Consider the following 13,345-nt stretch of genomic DNA (forward strand, 5'->3'; position numbering starts at 1 on the left):
CCACGCTCTACCCTTGTCGCCATGACCTCTGCGTTCCCGACCATCCCCGACGATCTCAAGCCCGCCGACGGACGGTTCGGCTGCGGACCCTCCAAGGTGCGTCCCGAACAGCTGCAGTCCCTGGTGGATACCGGCGCTTCCGTGTTCGGCACCTCCCACCGGCAGAAGCCGGTCAAGGATGTGGTGGCCCGCGTGCGCTCGGGTCTGCGCGAATTGTTCGCGCTGCCCGACGGTTACGAGGTCGTCCTCGGCAACGGCGGCACCACCGCGTTCTGGGACGCGGCCGCCTTCGGCCTGATCCGGGAGAAGTCGCTGCACCTGAGCAATGGCGAGTTCTCCTCCAAGTTCGCCTCGGTCGCCAAGGGCAACCCGTTCATCGGCGATCCGATCGTGGTGAAGGCCGAGCCGGGCAGCGCGCCCGAGCCGACCTCGGATCCCTCGGTCGACCTCATCGGCTGGGCGCACAACGAGACCTCCACCGGTGTCGCCATTCCGGTGTCCCGCCCCGCGGGTTCGGAGAACGCGCTGATCGCCATCGACGCCACCTCCGGCGCGGGCGGCCTGCCGGTGAACATGGCCGACGCCGACGTCTACTACTTCGCGCCGCAGAAGTGCTTCGCCTCCGACGGCGGCCTGTGGATCGCGCTCATGAGCCCCAAGGCCCTGGAGCGCGTGGAGGAGATCAAGAACTCGGGTCGCTGGACCCCGGAATTCCTGTCGCTGCCCATCGCGGTGGACAACTCCTCCAAGGACCAGACCTACAACACCCCGGCGCTCGCCACGCTGTTGCTGTTCGCGAATCAGATCGAATGGCTCAATGGCAACGGCGGTCTCGATTGGGCCGTGAAGCGCACCGCGGATTCCTCCTCGCGGCTGTACTCGTGGGCCGAGACCAGCGAATTCGCGACTCCGTTCGTGGCGAACCCGGCGCACCGCTCGCAGGTGGTCGGCACCATCGACTTCGTGGATTCGGTGGATGCCGCACAGGTTGCGAAGATCCTGCGCGCCAACGGAATCGTGGACACCGAGCCGTACCGTAAGCTGGGTCGTAACCAGCTCCGCGTCGGCATGTTCCCGGCCATCGATCCCGAGGACGTGTCGCAGCTGACGCGCTGCATCGACTGGGTGGTCGGCCAGATCGGCTGATGCCGAACCACACAAGCTAATGCGGCGCGGGAGTCTGGCGACAGATTTCCGCGCCGCGTGTCTTGCCCCGGGATTCACAGAAGTGCACTACTGTTCCAGAACGTGGGCGGTATTCACCGGGGACGGACCGACGGTCGCGAGCCCGGCGATATAGCTGTGATGGACGCAGCGCTGTGTGTGATGCAGTGATAAGGAGGTAACGGTGCGTGAACTTCGAGTAATCGGATTGACGCCCGATTCCGCGCATATCGTGTGCATCGATACCGAGTCCGGCCAGAAGTACCGGCTCGCCGCCGATGACAAACTGCGTGCCGCCGCCCGTGGAGACCTTGCCCGATTCGGCCAGATCGAGATCGAAACGGAAGCCACCATGCGTCCTCGCGATATCCAGGCTCGAATCCGTGCCGGCGCCTCGGTGGAACAGGTGACCGAGGAATCCGGGATGCCCTCCAGCCGCGTGGAGCGCTTCGCGTATCCCGTACTGCTGGAACGGGCCCGGGCCGCGGAGCTGGCGCAGAAGGCGCATCCGGTCCGCAATGACGGTCCGGCGGTGGAAACCCTCATCGACATCGTGTCGGCGGCCTTCGCCGAGCGCGGCCACAATATCGAGGTCGCCGAATGGGATGCCTGGAAGGACGAGAAGGGCTACTGGGTGGCCCAATTGCAGTGGCAGGCCGGTCGTTCGGTGATCGCCGCGCACTGGCGCTACCAGCCCGACGCGCACGGCGGGTCGGTGGTCCCGCTCGATGATCCCGCCGGCGATCTGATCGATCCCGATTTCGGCCGGGCCCTGCGCGGCCTGGCGACCATCCTGCCGGACCAGTCCGAGCCCGCGGTGGCGGAACCGCCCGCGCCGCGCGCCCCCGCGCCCGCCGCGCGGGAGGAGCGGGCCGAATACGCCGCGCCCACCCGGTCGGCGAATCAGGAGAGCCTGGACGGCTATTTCGAGCAGCGCGCCGCCGTCGGCGACGGCACGGTGCCGGTGCCCACGGCCGCCGCTCCGGCTCCGGCCCCCGCGCCGTCTGCCCCCGCCGCGCCCAAGGCGCCGAATCCGCCCGCGACGCCCGAGCATTCGGTTCCGGCTCCGGCGGCTCCGGCCGCCGCGGAACCGGCCGCCGCTGCCGCCGAGCCCGCGCCCGCCGCGGAGAAGCCGGCCGCCAAGCCGAACGCGCAGAAACCCAATCGCGCCAAGCGCGGCGGCAAGGCCCCCATGCCGTCCTGGGAGGACGTCCTCCTAGGCGTGCGCAGCTCCGGACACTGATCCGCCTCCCCGGAACTTTAGCGCCCGGCTTGGGAGCCGTTCGCAGTTGTGCACGCGTGCCTGTGGTTGGGTGCCGACCCGATTCTGGGCGTACCCGGTGAGTTACCCCGACCGTTGCGAGATCAGTCGTTACGTAGACATTCGAAGATCGCTAAGAGTTTGCCTGTGCAATTTGTGCAGCGAGTTCGCCGCGCCGAGAACCGGCTCTGGCAACAGCGACATTTCCGGCCGTGGTGGGGGTAGATTTTGTACTGGTGGCGGTGATTGCCCGGGCGATCCGACGCCGAGGCGCACACACGGCCGCCGAGTGTTGCTCAAGATTTGCCATCTTGACTACAAGCAATTCGGGAGGTGCCGGACCGTGCCATCCACAGTGTCGTCCATCTGGTACGTCGACGCCCCCGATCCGGTCGCCGTCCTGCGCGCACACCCGGGACCCGATCCCGAAGCCGCCTGGGCCCTGGCCCGGCAGCTCAATCCGGACCGCGATGTGGTGCCCGCCGCCTCCGGCACCATGAAGGTGTGGGCCGGGCCCGATCCCGAATCCGTCTATATCGGCTGCTATCCCGGCGTCACCGTGGTCTGCTCCACCCAGGCCGCCCTGCCCCGGCCGACGAAACTGCCCGAGCTGCTGGTGCGCCCGCTCGCCTCCGAGCACACCTTCCTCATCTCCTACGACCTCTCGCTCGGCTGGGGCGCCTTCGCCCATTGGGAGCGCGGCGAATTCCGGCGCTCCTTCAGCGCGACGCGGGTGAACATCCTCGAGGACGCCGGGCTGCCGTTGGTATGGGAACGGCCGTACTGGGCGGGGGAGCATCCCATCGACCTCGCACCGGGCGAATTGCCGGATCCGCAACTGCTGCCGTTCGATCCGCCGGACTTCGCGGACGCGGCCAATGCCATCTGGCTCGGATTCCGGTATCGCGGCGGGGTTTCCGTCGACACCGAACCCCAGGGGCCGCCGCCGGATATCGAGATGACCATGCCCGACGGCGAACCCATCGATCTGGATGCGCCGCCGCCCGACCGGACGCCGCTGCGGCCGGAGGAGATCGAGGTCTGCGGTTTCTCGCTGTTCCCCAAGGGCGAGGCGCCCGAACCGGAGGCGCCGCCGGAGACCCAGGTCGAGCACAATGGCAGGCGCGGCCTGTTCAGCTGGCTGCGCGGGCGCGACCGCGTGTCCTGAGATCAGCCGAAGATCAGCGAGAACCAGCCGAGCAGCACGCCGGCCGCGAGCCCGGCAATGACCCACCGGGTCACCGGCGCGAACCGCCACCGCCAGGCCGTCGGCGCCGCCCCGCCCACCGCCACCAGATTCACCAGCACCGCCACCACCGGATGCACCTCCGCCAGCGCCGCGCTGAACGCGTAGACCCCGCACGCCGTCAGCACCGCCACGATCGCCACGACCATGATTCCGGCCGCCCACGGGGTCGGCTCGGAATACCCGTATCCGTAGGGACCGTCCGGCGGGTAGCTCACTGTGCTCGCACTCTTTCGTAGAAGGCCATGGCTGCGGCGGTGGCCACATTAAGCGAATCGGTGCCCGGTGTCATGGGGATGCGGGCGCGAATATCGCTGGCCGCCATGGTCTCCTCGGTCAGTCCCGGGCCCTCCGCGCCGAGCAGCAGCGCCACCTTGTCGCCGGTCATGGCGGTGGCGAGGGTCCCGGCCTTGGGATTCGGGGTGAGCGCGATGATCTGAAAACCCTTGGCGCGCAGCATGTCCAGACTGCCCGGCAAGCCCGGCAACTGGGCGAACGGGACCCGCAGCACGTGCCCCATCGACACCCGCACCGCCCGCCGATACAGCGGATCGGAGCAGCGGTCGCCGAACAGCACCGCGTCCGCGCCCAGCCCGGCGGCGTTCCGGAAGATCGAGCCGAGGTTCTCGTGATCGTTGATGCCCTCCAGCACCGCCACCGTGCGAGCCTGGGCCAGCACCTCCGCGGCGGTGAGCTCCCGCGGCCGCCGCGCCGCCGCCAGCACGCCCCGGTTGAGGTGGAACCCGACAACCTCCGCCATCACCTCGGCGGAGGTCCGGTAATACGGTACGTCCACCCCCGCCAGATCCTCCTCGAGCTGCTCGAACCGCCGCGACACGCCGAGCAGCGCAAACGGAGTGAACCGCGAGGCGAGCATCCGCTGCACGACCACCACGCCCTCCGCGATGACCAGGCCCTTCCCGCCCGGCAGGTCCGGACGCCGGTCCGCGGAATTGAGGTCCCGGAAATCGGCGATCCTCGGATCGGCGGGGTCGTCGATATCGATCACTTCAGCCACCGCCTAAGGTTGTCACGACCGCGATCCCCTAAAGAAGAGGACAGTCCATGACCAAGCCCGAAGTCGAGTTCCAGGAGGGCCCCGCCCCCACCGAGCTGGTGATCAAGGACCTCGTGGTGGGTGAAGGCGCCGAGGCCAAGCCGGGCGACACCGTCGACGTGCACTACGTCGGCGTCGAGTTCGACAGCGGCGAGGAGTTCGATTCCTCGTGGAAGCGTGGCGAGTCCATCACCTTCCCGCTGCGCGGCCTGATCCAGGGCTGGCAGGAAGGCATCCCCGGCATGAAGGTCGGCGGCCGCCGCCAGTTGACCATCCCGCCCCAGCTGGCCTACGGCCCCGCCGGCTCGGGTCACCCCCTGTCCGGCAAGACCCTGGTCTTCATCATCGACCTGCTCGACGTCCTCAGCTGAGGACGGGAAGAGGTTGGGGGCTGCGCCCCCAACCCCTCGGAAGGGAAAGCGGGGGAGAACTCGGGGGCTGCGCCCCACCCCCCCAGAAGGGAAAGCGGGCGTCCGGCCCCCGGCCCCCGACCCCTGCTCGAACGGCTCCAGCCCTCCAGGCTGGAGCCGTTGTCGTGCTCGGCCTTTGAACGCTTGTGTCTTTGGGGGCTTGGGGGCGCAGCCCCCAATGGGGGCCTTGGGGGCTAGCCCCCGACCACCGGGGGTCCGGGGGCGGAGCCCCTGGGAAAAATACAGCGCGCCCCTTTTCCAGCCGAGAAAACCGGGCTACCTCACCCTCCGACTACGGTATTCATGATCGTTCCCGCACTGGTAGCCGTAGCACCGCCGACCATGGCATTGGCGATCATCTTGGGCGACTGCAATCCACCCCCGCCCCACTTCTCCCAGGCGAAGCGTCCGCCGCCGTAGGTGATGGCGGCAATGCCCGACATCTGGGTGAACCAGGTGAAATAGCGGAACAGCTTCATGAGCTTGTCCGCCATGGGCGGGGTTTCGGCGGTGGGGTTGCCCATCTGGGCCAGGACCGTGCCATACATGTCGTGCGCGGCCAGCAGCATGCTCACGATCGTTTCCTCTCCGATGCGGTTCAGGAGCACAGTGAAACGGGCGATCAGAGCAATTAGAGCGATTCGGACACGATTGTAGCCAAGCGAACCGCCGATTGTTGCTGATTGTTTGCAGACTTATTTGCGAACGATCTCCACCGGATCGGCGAGCATGGACGAGATCAGCGACTGCTGCGGCACACTGCGCGCGGGCAGCGAGTTCAACGCCTGGTTGGCCTGGGTGCCGAGGGTATTGGTCACCGCTTGCAGCTGAGTGACTCCGGTGGTGAGCGCCTGCATGGCGGTCAGTAGCTGGGTACTGCCTTGATCGGCGATCTGCGGAATCTGCTCGGCCAGCTGCGCCCCTTGGCTCAACTGTGCGCCCGCATCGCTCAATCGCGTCGCGGCATCGCGCAGCAACTGGCTGATCGTGGTGTCGGCGGTGACCTCGGTCCCGGTGATCTGCCCGACCCCGCTGAGCTGCCCGCCCGCCTGATTCGCAATGGTCTGCAAGCTCTGCATCTGCTGAATGATCGAGGCCAGCTGCGGATCCCCCGCGAACGGCAGCGCCTGCAGCAACGGCACCACGGTATTGATCCCGTCGCTCAGCGCGGTGGTCGCACCGGTGATCTGCCCGACGGTGACCCCCGTCGCCTCCAGCGCATCGGCGAGCTGATTGGCCTGCGTGGTGGCCGCCGCGACGGTGGTGTTCAACTGTGCGATGGCCGAGGTCATCTGCGCCGCACCGACTTTGGCCTGCTCCAGGAACGACAGCAGCTGATCGGCCCCGCCGCTGAACTGCCCCGCCCCGTCCGCCGCGGCCTGCACTCCGGCGCTGAGCAGCTGCGAAGTGAACGCGACCTGCGAGACCTGCCCCCGCGCCGAGTTCATGGCCGCGAAGAACGAATCCAGCCCCGCCGCACTGATCTGCTTGGTCACCTCGTTCACCGCGTCGTTCACCGTATCGGCGTCGGCCCGGTCGTGGGTGGTCACGGTGACCTGCGCCCGCTGTGGCTTGTCCGTGGCCAGCGACGAGACGGAAGTGGACAGATCCTCGGGCAGCGTGATGATGGCGGCGTAATCGGCGGTACTCGCCTCGTCCACCACATCCCATTCCCGAGTCCCGCTGTCCTGCAGGGCTTTCACCACGCGTTCACCGATCGGCCCGGTATCGGCGTTGATCAGCGCCACTCCCTCCGGCGCCGGCGAGAGCCGCAGTAGCGCGACCGCACCCGCGGCGACCGCGGCTGCCAGCAGCAGTACGAACAGGGCCCAGCGGCTACGTTTTCCGAACACCATTCAGACCGTAGAGGTACCGAATGGCCCTAGCTCTGGCGTTTGTCTGAGAGTTCCGTAAATGGTTCGGGCGGCGGCGTGTTGCGGTCCGGCAATTCCAGGACCAAACGGACACCACCCAGCAGGCCGTCATCGAAATAGGCTCGCCCGCCGTGCAATTGCGCCTGCTGCGCCACCAGCGCCAGGCCCAGCCCGGAACCGCCCTTGCTGGCCTGACTGCCGCGGAAGAACCGCGCGAACACCGCATCGCGCTCCGCCGCCGGAATGCCGCGCCCATTGTCGTCGACCGAGATGACGATGCACCCGTTCGGCGCGCGATGCGCCGACAACAGCGCCTCGGTGGCCTTGCCGTGCCGCGCGGAATTGGCCAGCGCATTGTCGATGGCCAGCCGCAGCCCGGTCGGCAGCCCGCGGGTGAGCAGCTCGGCATCGGTGTCGATGCGCACCTTCAGCTCCGGGAAGTGCCGCATGGCATCGTGCGCCGCGGCATCGCACACCTCGGCCACATCGGTTTCCACATGATCGCGCTCATTGGTGAGATCCCCGGCGGCAAGCCGCTCCAAAGCGGCCAGGGTGGCCTCCACCCGATTCTGGCTGCGCTGCAGATCGGCCAGGATCTCGATGCGCTGTGCCTCATCCAGATCGAGGGTCCGCAGCACTTCCAGATCGGTGCGCATGGCGGTGAGCGGGGTGCGCAGTTCGTGCGCGGAGACGGCGGCGAAATCGCGCGCGGTCTCCAGGGCCGCGGCGGTCTCGGCCTGCGCCCGGTCCACGCGTTCGAGCATGGTGTTGACGGCCTCGGCGAGCTTGTCGGCCTCGCGCACCCCGGATCCGTCCACCGGAAGCGGTGCGCCCGGATCGCCATGGGGCCCGCGCCGGTCCAGCTGCCGGGTGAGGCTCACGATGGGCCGCACCGCCCGGCCGCCGAACAGCCAGCCCAGCCCCGCGGCCGCCGCCACCGACGCCAGCGCCGCCCACAGCACCCAGCGGCGCTGGGCGGCGGTGGCCTGTTCCGTCGCGGTCATCGGAAGCCCCAGGGACACAACGCGTCCCGTCGGCTGGTTCTCACTGGTGGTGAGCACCCGATAGGTTTCGCCACCGACGGTCACGGTCTGCTTGCCGGTCGGCAGCTCGGGCAGCTGCACCGAGGTGCTGGCCAGGGATCCGTCGGTATTCCGCACGGTCACGGCCAGATCATTGCTGGGCCCGAGCACATTCAGCACGGTCACCGCGATCACCGGCTCGATGAGCACCACCCGGGAGGCCACCGCCAGCTGCTGATCGGCATTGGTGATGTTGTTGCGCTCGATGGCGTAGATGGTGATCCAGCTGAGCACCGCCACGATGATGGTCGCGCCGAGCGCGGCCGCCGCGGCGACGCGCGTTCGCACCGAATACGAACGGCGCCAATTCATTCGGCTGTCCACCATGTCAGCGACCACGGCATTGTCGTGCCCGTGTCATTTCGGGGCCCGGAGCACGAAGCCCACACCGCGGATGGTGTGCAGCAGCCGGGGCGTGCCGTCGGCCTCGAGTTTGCGGCGCAGATAGCCGACGAAGACGTCCACCACATTGGTGTCGGCGGCGAAATCGTAGCCCCACACCAATTCCAGCAGCCGCTCCCGGCTCAGCACCACGCCGGCGCTGCGCGCCAGGGTGGACAGCAACTCGAATTCCCTTTTGGTGAGCTCGATTTCGCGCCCGTGCAACAGGGCGCGATAACCCGCCACATCCACTTCCAGCGGCCCCACGGAAATACCGCCGGGAATGGTCGAGGCCGGGACGTCCGAGCGCCGCCGCAGCAGCGCCTTGATGCGCGCCACCAGTTCGGCGAGCACGAACGGCTTCACCAGATAGTCGTCGGCGCCGGATTCCAGCCCGGCAATGCGGTCGTCCACCGAGCTGCGCGCCGACAGCACGCAGATCGGCACCTCATTGCCCATGGCCCGCAGCGCGGTGACCACGCCCGCGCCGTCCAGGACCGGCATGTTCATATCGAGTACGACCGCATCGGGGGACTGCTCGGTGACGGCGCGCAGGGCCGCCGCCCCGTCCCGGGCGATGACCACCCGGAAGCCCGAGAGCCGGAGCCCGCGCTCGACCGAAGCCAGGACATCCTCGTCGTCGTCCACGACGAGGACAGTGGGTAGCTCACCGCGTTCGACCACGGACTCCATTCTCGCAGGCTCTACCTCAGTAGTTGTGGCATGTGTCGGCGACCTGCTGGATCGCGGCGGCGATTCCGCCCGCGCGCGGGTCGGCCTCGGCCTGGGCGGCGGCGTCCGGGTTGGCCGCCACATAGGCTTCGAACTCGGCCTGGCGCTGTGCGATGGGCTGGTCGAACTTGGCCTGCAGTTCCGCCTTCTGCGCCGGGTTCTGGTCGAGGAACTGGGCCAGCGCCGGGGCCTTGTCGTGCAGTGCGGCATCCACCTGGGCGAAGCTGCAGGTCGAATTTAGCAGCGGCGCGACCAGATCCGCCGGGGCCGCCGATGCGGTGGCCGGGACCAGTGCGACGGCGATGGTGGCGAGAGCGCCGGCCCCGAGGACCGCGCCGACCCGGCGATTACGGACGAAACTCATTGCATCGACCTTTCCGATTGGCATGCGCGGGGATCCGCGCCCGCCCGACGGTATGGCATTGCGGTGGGAGACCGATGAACGATCTCTGAGAAAACCTTGAGGGCGTTAACTTGTCGCCGCGGCGTCACCGGTGGCCGCCGCCGGGTCGATGCGCCGCAGCGGCATGGTGGCGGCCGCGGCGGCATCGGCCGCGGCAATACGTTCCCGGTCCTCCATCACTGTGACGGCATCGCGGATCTGCTTCTCCAGGGTGGGCAGCATGCCCGCGTCCTCGATGGTGGGCGGCACCTCGAAGGCGTCCCCGGCCGCGATCTGGCGCATGGTGCGGCGCAGGATCTTTCCCGAGCGCGTCTTGGGCAGCGCCGAGACGGGCACCACGTCGTAGAGGGTGGCGATGGCGCCCACCCGCTCGCGCACCCGCGCGATGACCTCGTCGCGCAATTGCGCGGCGTCGATGTCGATTCCGGCCTTGAGCACCACGTATCCAATGGGGCGCTGGCCCTTCAGTTCATCGGGGATGCCGATGACCGCGGTCTCGGCGACCGCCGGATGCCCGGCGATGGCGGCCTCGATCCCGCCCGCCGAGAGCCGGTGGCCGGCCATATTGATCACATCGTCGCTGCGGCCGAGGACGAACAGGTAGCCGTCCTCGTCGAAGTAGCCGGAGTCGCCGGTCAGATAGTGCCCGGGATAGGCGGAGAGATAGGAGCGCTCGAAGCGCTCGTCGTCGCGCCACAGCGTGGTGAGCGTGCCGGGCGGCAGCGGCAGCCCGATGACGATATTGCCCTCGGTGTTCGGCGGCACTGCATTGCCTTCGGAATCCAGCACGCGCAGCCGGTAGCCGGGCACCGGCACCGAGGCGGAACCGGTCTTGATCGGAAGCTGCTGCAGGCCGAGCGGATTGGCGCAGATCGGCCAGCCGGTCTCGGTCTGCCACCAGTGATCCACCACCGGGCATTCCGGATGATCGGCGAGCAGGGTGTCGACGGACCATTCGTAGGTGGCCGGATCGAGCCGCTCGCCCGCGCAGAACAGGGCGCGCAGGGTGGACAGATCGTGGCGCTTGGCGGCCGCGGCCTCCGGATCGGCGCGGCGGATGGCCCGCAATGCCGTTGGTGCGGTGAACATCACGTGCACCTTGTAGTCGTCGATCAACCGCCAGAAGGTGCCGGCGTCGGGGGTGCCGATCGGCTTGCCCTCGTAGAGAACGGTGGTCGCGCCCACCAGCAGCGGCGCGTAGACGATGTAGGAATGCCCGACGACCCAGCCGATATCGGAGGTCGTCAGCATGACCTGCCCGGCCCGGACGTCGTAGATATTGCGCATGGACCAGGCCAGCGCCACCGCGTGCCCGCCGTTGTCGCGCACCACGCCCTTGGGCTTCCCGGTGGTTCCGGAGGTGTAGAGGATGTACAGCGGATCGGTGGCCGCCAGCGAGACCGGTTCGGCCGGTTCGGCATCGCGGGTGGCGTCGTCCCAGTCCAGCCAGCGCGCGGCCACCGTCTCCGAGGAGGCGGGCAGGGATTCGGTGGCGGCCTGCTCGGCCGGGAAGCGCAGGGCCGGAAAGCCCTCGCGCTGTTTGACGAGCACGGTGCGCGGGGAGGTGGTCTCGGCAATATCGAGGGCCTGCAACACGATCGGCGGATATTCGATGCGGCGGCCGGGTTCAAGCCCCCCTGACGCAGTGATAATCAGCACAGGATGGGCGTCGTCGATGCGGGCCGCCAATTCGTGCGCGGCGAAGCCGCCGAAGACCACCGAATGCACCGCGCCGATGCGCGCGCAGGCGAGCATGGCGATGACCGCTTCGGGGATCATCGGCATATAAATGACGACGCGATCGCCGGTCCGAACACCCAGGCGCGTCATGGATCCGGCAAATCGGGCGACTTCGTCCAGCAACTCGGCATATGTGTACACACGCCTGGTGCCGGTCATAGCGGAGTCGTATATTAGGGCGGGCTGATTGGCGCGACCCCCCTCCTGACCGCTGGATGAGCCGTCGGGGTCTGTGATCTCGCGCACATGCCGATCAAGGGCGTTGTAGGAGGTGTTGAGGCGAGCATCGGGAAACCACCGGGCCGTCGGCCGTGCCGCGGTATCCAGAATTTGGGTGGGAGGCACGTCCCAGCTGATGCAATCGGCCGCGTCACGCCAGAACTCCGAAGGATCGACCAGGCTCAGCTGATACGCCGGTCGGTACTCCTGCTTCGCGTTCAACCCCGTGACTCCCTAGCTCCGCACCAGCACGCTTGTGATGGGCATGGATGCCCGCCTCGATAGATCAGCCTGATTGTGGCAGACTTCACGCGACGTCCGGGCGGACGCCGCGACCTTTGATAATGCCTGGAATCGGCAGGTCAGAGCCCGGTGGTTGCCAAGAAGTCACACAAGAAGTTATTGATCCGTTAGAATCGCATGTCACATATTTCGGCCGTCATGGACGCAATTTCTCGGCCAGCCGCAGTTCTCGGCCAGCTCTGTCTGTCGAGCCCAGCGTGCGATCGTGGAGGCTCGCGGATGGCGCGTGGCTTGGGCCAGTTTGGAAAGTGAGTGGGAGATGCGTGACGCCGCTAGGTCCGGCAGCACACGGCGCTGGGCGCTGAGCAACTGGGACCTGCGATGGAAGGTGACGGCAGTTCTGGCCGTCCCGCTGCTGGTCGCGGTCGCGCTCGGTGCGTCGAGGATCTCGGCGGAATTCGCCGAGTCGAGCCGGTACAAGACGGCCGTCGAGCACGTCGGGGTGATCCCGGCGATCACCGGTCTGTCCGCGACCGCCTCACAGGTGGCCTCGGGTCAGTCGATCATGTTGTCGCCGACCCAGTCGATGACCTCCGAGCCCGAGTTGGCCGCCCTCGACACGGCCATCGCCTTCGCGGAGAAGGCCGCCCCGAAGCTGAGCGACATTCCGAGCGCTCGCTCCGCCATCGACGAGATGATCATCGGCGCCAAGGCGATCCGGGCCAGCGGCCTGACGCCGACCAAGACCGTCGCCGACGCCACCGCCGCCATCGAGCGCATTCGCGGTAACAGCGTCCGCACCGTGGAATCCATCGTGTCCACGGTCGCCGACAAGAACGTGGACCAGTACAAACTGCGCCTGGTCGACTCGCTGAACACCCGTGCCGTCATGGTCAGCGAGATCGCGGGCGTGGCCGAGGCGCTACGCGGCAATACCAAGGACGGTCTGCGCGACTTCCAGGTCGGCGCGGCCACCGAACGCCACATGCTCAGCGTGCTCGCGCATCGCTTCGACGATGCGGACAAGACCATTGCCGAACTGAATCAGCTGGTCGACACCCGGTTGCAGCTGACCTCGGGCCCGCAGGCCGCCTCCGGTTCACTGCCGATCTCCGAGCTGAAGGATTCGCTCGAGCAGAGCATCAATCGCTATCAGGGCATCGTGAACGACTCCACCCGGGACATCGTGGACCGCGTGGACAGCCTCGCGAGCACCTCGCGCTCCGACGCCATCCGCTACGCGGTCATCGTGGTCGCCACCATTCTCGGCGCGCTGGCCCTGGCCGTGCTCATCGCGCGCGCCATGATCGTGCCGCTGCGCCGGCTGCGCCTGGCCGCGCTGCGCGTCGCCGAATACGACCTCGGTCAAGAGGTTTCCGCGCTGCGTGACGGCGCCGATCCCGAAGACGTGCCGCTGGAACCGATGCCGGTGCACACCGAGGAGGAGATCGGCCAGCTGGCCCGCGCCGTCGACGACATCCCCTACGTCGCCACGATGGCCCCCATCACCAGCGACCTCGTGCAGTCCATGGG

At 68.0% G+C, this 13,345-nt stretch carries 12 protein-coding genes and 1 pseudogene; 5 read left to right on the plus strand and 8 right to left on the minus strand.

What is annotated here, in order from left to right:
- Nucleotides 1–21: 21 nt before the first annotated feature.
- The 3 genes from serC (at nt 22) to ACFVIV_RS01695 (ending at nt 3,593) form a co-directional block, all read left to right on the plus strand.
- Nucleotides 22–1,146 (plus strand): phosphoserine transaminase, encoded by a 1,125-nt coding sequence (gene serC, locus ACFVIV_RS01685; protein ID WP_379192769.1) that lies wholly within the window; start codon nt 22–24, stop codon nt 1,144–1,146.
- 202 nt (nt 1,147–1,348) lie between these two features.
- On the plus strand, nt 1,349–2,407 hold the full coding sequence (gene sepH / locus ACFVIV_RS01690) for a septation protein SepH (RefSeq protein WP_379192771.1): 1,059 nt from the start codon (nt 1,349–1,351) through the stop codon (nt 2,405–2,407).
- A gap of 361 nt (nt 2,408–2,768) precedes the next feature.
- Nucleotides 2,769–3,593: a DUF6928 family protein gene (locus ACFVIV_RS01695; protein ID WP_379192773.1), complete on the plus strand. Its 825-nt coding sequence runs from the start codon at nt 2,769–2,771 to the stop codon at nt 3,591–3,593.
- Between the two features lie 2 nt (nt 3,594–3,595).
- Here ACFVIV_RS01695 and ACFVIV_RS01700 read toward each other — a convergent pair whose 3' ends face one another.
- The gene (locus ACFVIV_RS01700) at nt 3,596–3,889 is read right to left on the minus strand and encodes a DUF2537 domain-containing protein (protein ID WP_379192775.1); all 294 of its coding nucleotides are present in this window, start codon (nt 3,887–3,889) and stop codon (nt 3,596–3,598) included.
- The gene (locus ACFVIV_RS01705) at nt 3,886–4,689 is read right to left on the minus strand and encodes a TrmH family RNA methyltransferase (RefSeq protein WP_379192777.1); all 804 of its coding nucleotides are present in this window, start codon (nt 4,687–4,689) and stop codon (nt 3,886–3,888) included. The genes ACFVIV_RS01700 and ACFVIV_RS01705 overlap by 4 nt, the downstream gene beginning before the upstream one ends.
- Before the next feature lie 47 nt (nt 4,690–4,736).
- On the opposite strand from ACFVIV_RS01705, the gene ACFVIV_RS01710 reads away from it, so the two are divergent.
- The gene (locus tag ACFVIV_RS01710; RefSeq protein ID WP_379192779.1) at nt 4,737–5,099 is read left to right on the plus strand and encodes an FKBP-type peptidyl-prolyl cis-trans isomerase; all 363 of its coding nucleotides are present in this window, start codon (nt 4,737–4,739) and stop codon (nt 5,097–5,099) included.
- A 320-nt stretch (nt 5,100–5,419) separates the two neighbouring features.
- On the opposite strand, the gene ACFVIV_RS01715 is transcribed toward ACFVIV_RS01710, so the two are convergent.
- The 6 genes from ACFVIV_RS01715 to ACFVIV_RS01740 all read right to left on the minus strand — a co-directional run bounded on the left by ACFVIV_RS01715 (nt 5,420) and on the right by ACFVIV_RS01740 (nt 11,791).
- Entirely contained in the window at nt 5,420–5,707 is a 288-nt protein-coding gene (locus ACFVIV_RS01715) for a hypothetical protein (RefSeq protein ID WP_379193108.1), read from the minus strand.
- A gap of 126 nt (nt 5,708–5,833) precedes the next feature.
- Nucleotides 5,834–6,991, minus strand: a complete 1,158-nt coding sequence (locus ACFVIV_RS01720) for a YhgE/Pip domain-containing protein (RefSeq protein WP_379192781.1) — start codon at nt 6,989–6,991, stop codon at nt 5,834–5,836.
- A gap of 29 nt (nt 6,992–7,020) precedes the next feature.
- Entirely contained in the window at nt 7,021–8,406 is a 1,386-nt protein-coding gene (locus ACFVIV_RS01725; protein ID WP_379192783.1) for an ATP-binding protein, read from the minus strand.
- 45 nt (nt 8,407–8,451) lie between these two features.
- Complete coding sequence (locus tag ACFVIV_RS01730; RefSeq protein ID WP_379192785.1) at nt 8,452–9,168, minus strand: response regulator transcription factor; 717 nt, start codon at nt 9,166–9,168, stop codon at nt 8,452–8,454.
- A gap of 16 nt (nt 9,169–9,184) precedes the next feature.
- Complete coding sequence (locus ACFVIV_RS01735) at nt 9,185–9,571, minus strand: hemophore-related protein (RefSeq protein ID WP_379192787.1); 387 nt, start codon at nt 9,569–9,571, stop codon at nt 9,185–9,187.
- 105 nt (nt 9,572–9,676) lie between these two features.
- On the minus strand, nt 9,677–11,791 hold the full coding sequence (locus tag ACFVIV_RS01740; protein ID WP_379192789.1) for an AMP-binding protein: 2,115 nt from the start codon (nt 11,789–11,791) through the stop codon (nt 9,677–9,679).
- A gap of 340 nt (nt 11,792–12,131) precedes the next feature.
- On the opposite strand from ACFVIV_RS01740, the pseudogene ACFVIV_RS01745 reads away from it, so the two are divergent.
- A pseudogene (locus ACFVIV_RS01745) lies at nt 12,132–13,345 on the plus strand (histidine kinase); the annotation flags it as partial.

The organism is Nocardia sp. NPDC127526, from assembly GCF_042672265.1.
Classification (GTDB): domain Bacteria; phylum Actinomycetota; class Actinomycetes; order Mycobacteriales; family Mycobacteriaceae; genus Nocardia.

Bases quoted from the DNA above. Each gene is read 5' to 3' on its own strand.
- ACFVIV_RS01735 (WP_379192787.1), bottom strand. From the start codon at position 9,571: ATGAGTTTCGTCCGTAATCGCCGGGTCGGCGCGGTCCTCGGGGCCGGC.
- ACFVIV_RS01730 (WP_379192785.1), bottom strand. From the start codon at position 9,168: ATGGAGTCCGTGGTCGAACGCGGTGAGCTACCCACTGTCCTCGTCGTG.
- ACFVIV_RS01710 (WP_379192779.1), top strand. From the start codon at position 4,737: ATGACCAAGCCCGAAGTCGAGTTCCAGGAGGGCCCCGCCCCCACCGAG.
- ACFVIV_RS01715 (WP_379193108.1), bottom strand. From the start codon at position 5,707: ATGCTGCTGGCCGCGCACGACATGTATGGCACGGTCCTGGCCCAGATG.
- serC (WP_379192769.1), top strand. From the start codon at position 22: ATGACCTCTGCGTTCCCGACCATCCCCGACGATCTCAAGCCCGCCGAC.
- ACFVIV_RS01725 (WP_379192783.1), bottom strand. From the start codon at position 8,406: ATGAATTGGCGCCGTTCGTATTCGGTGCGAACGCGCGTCGCCGCGGCG.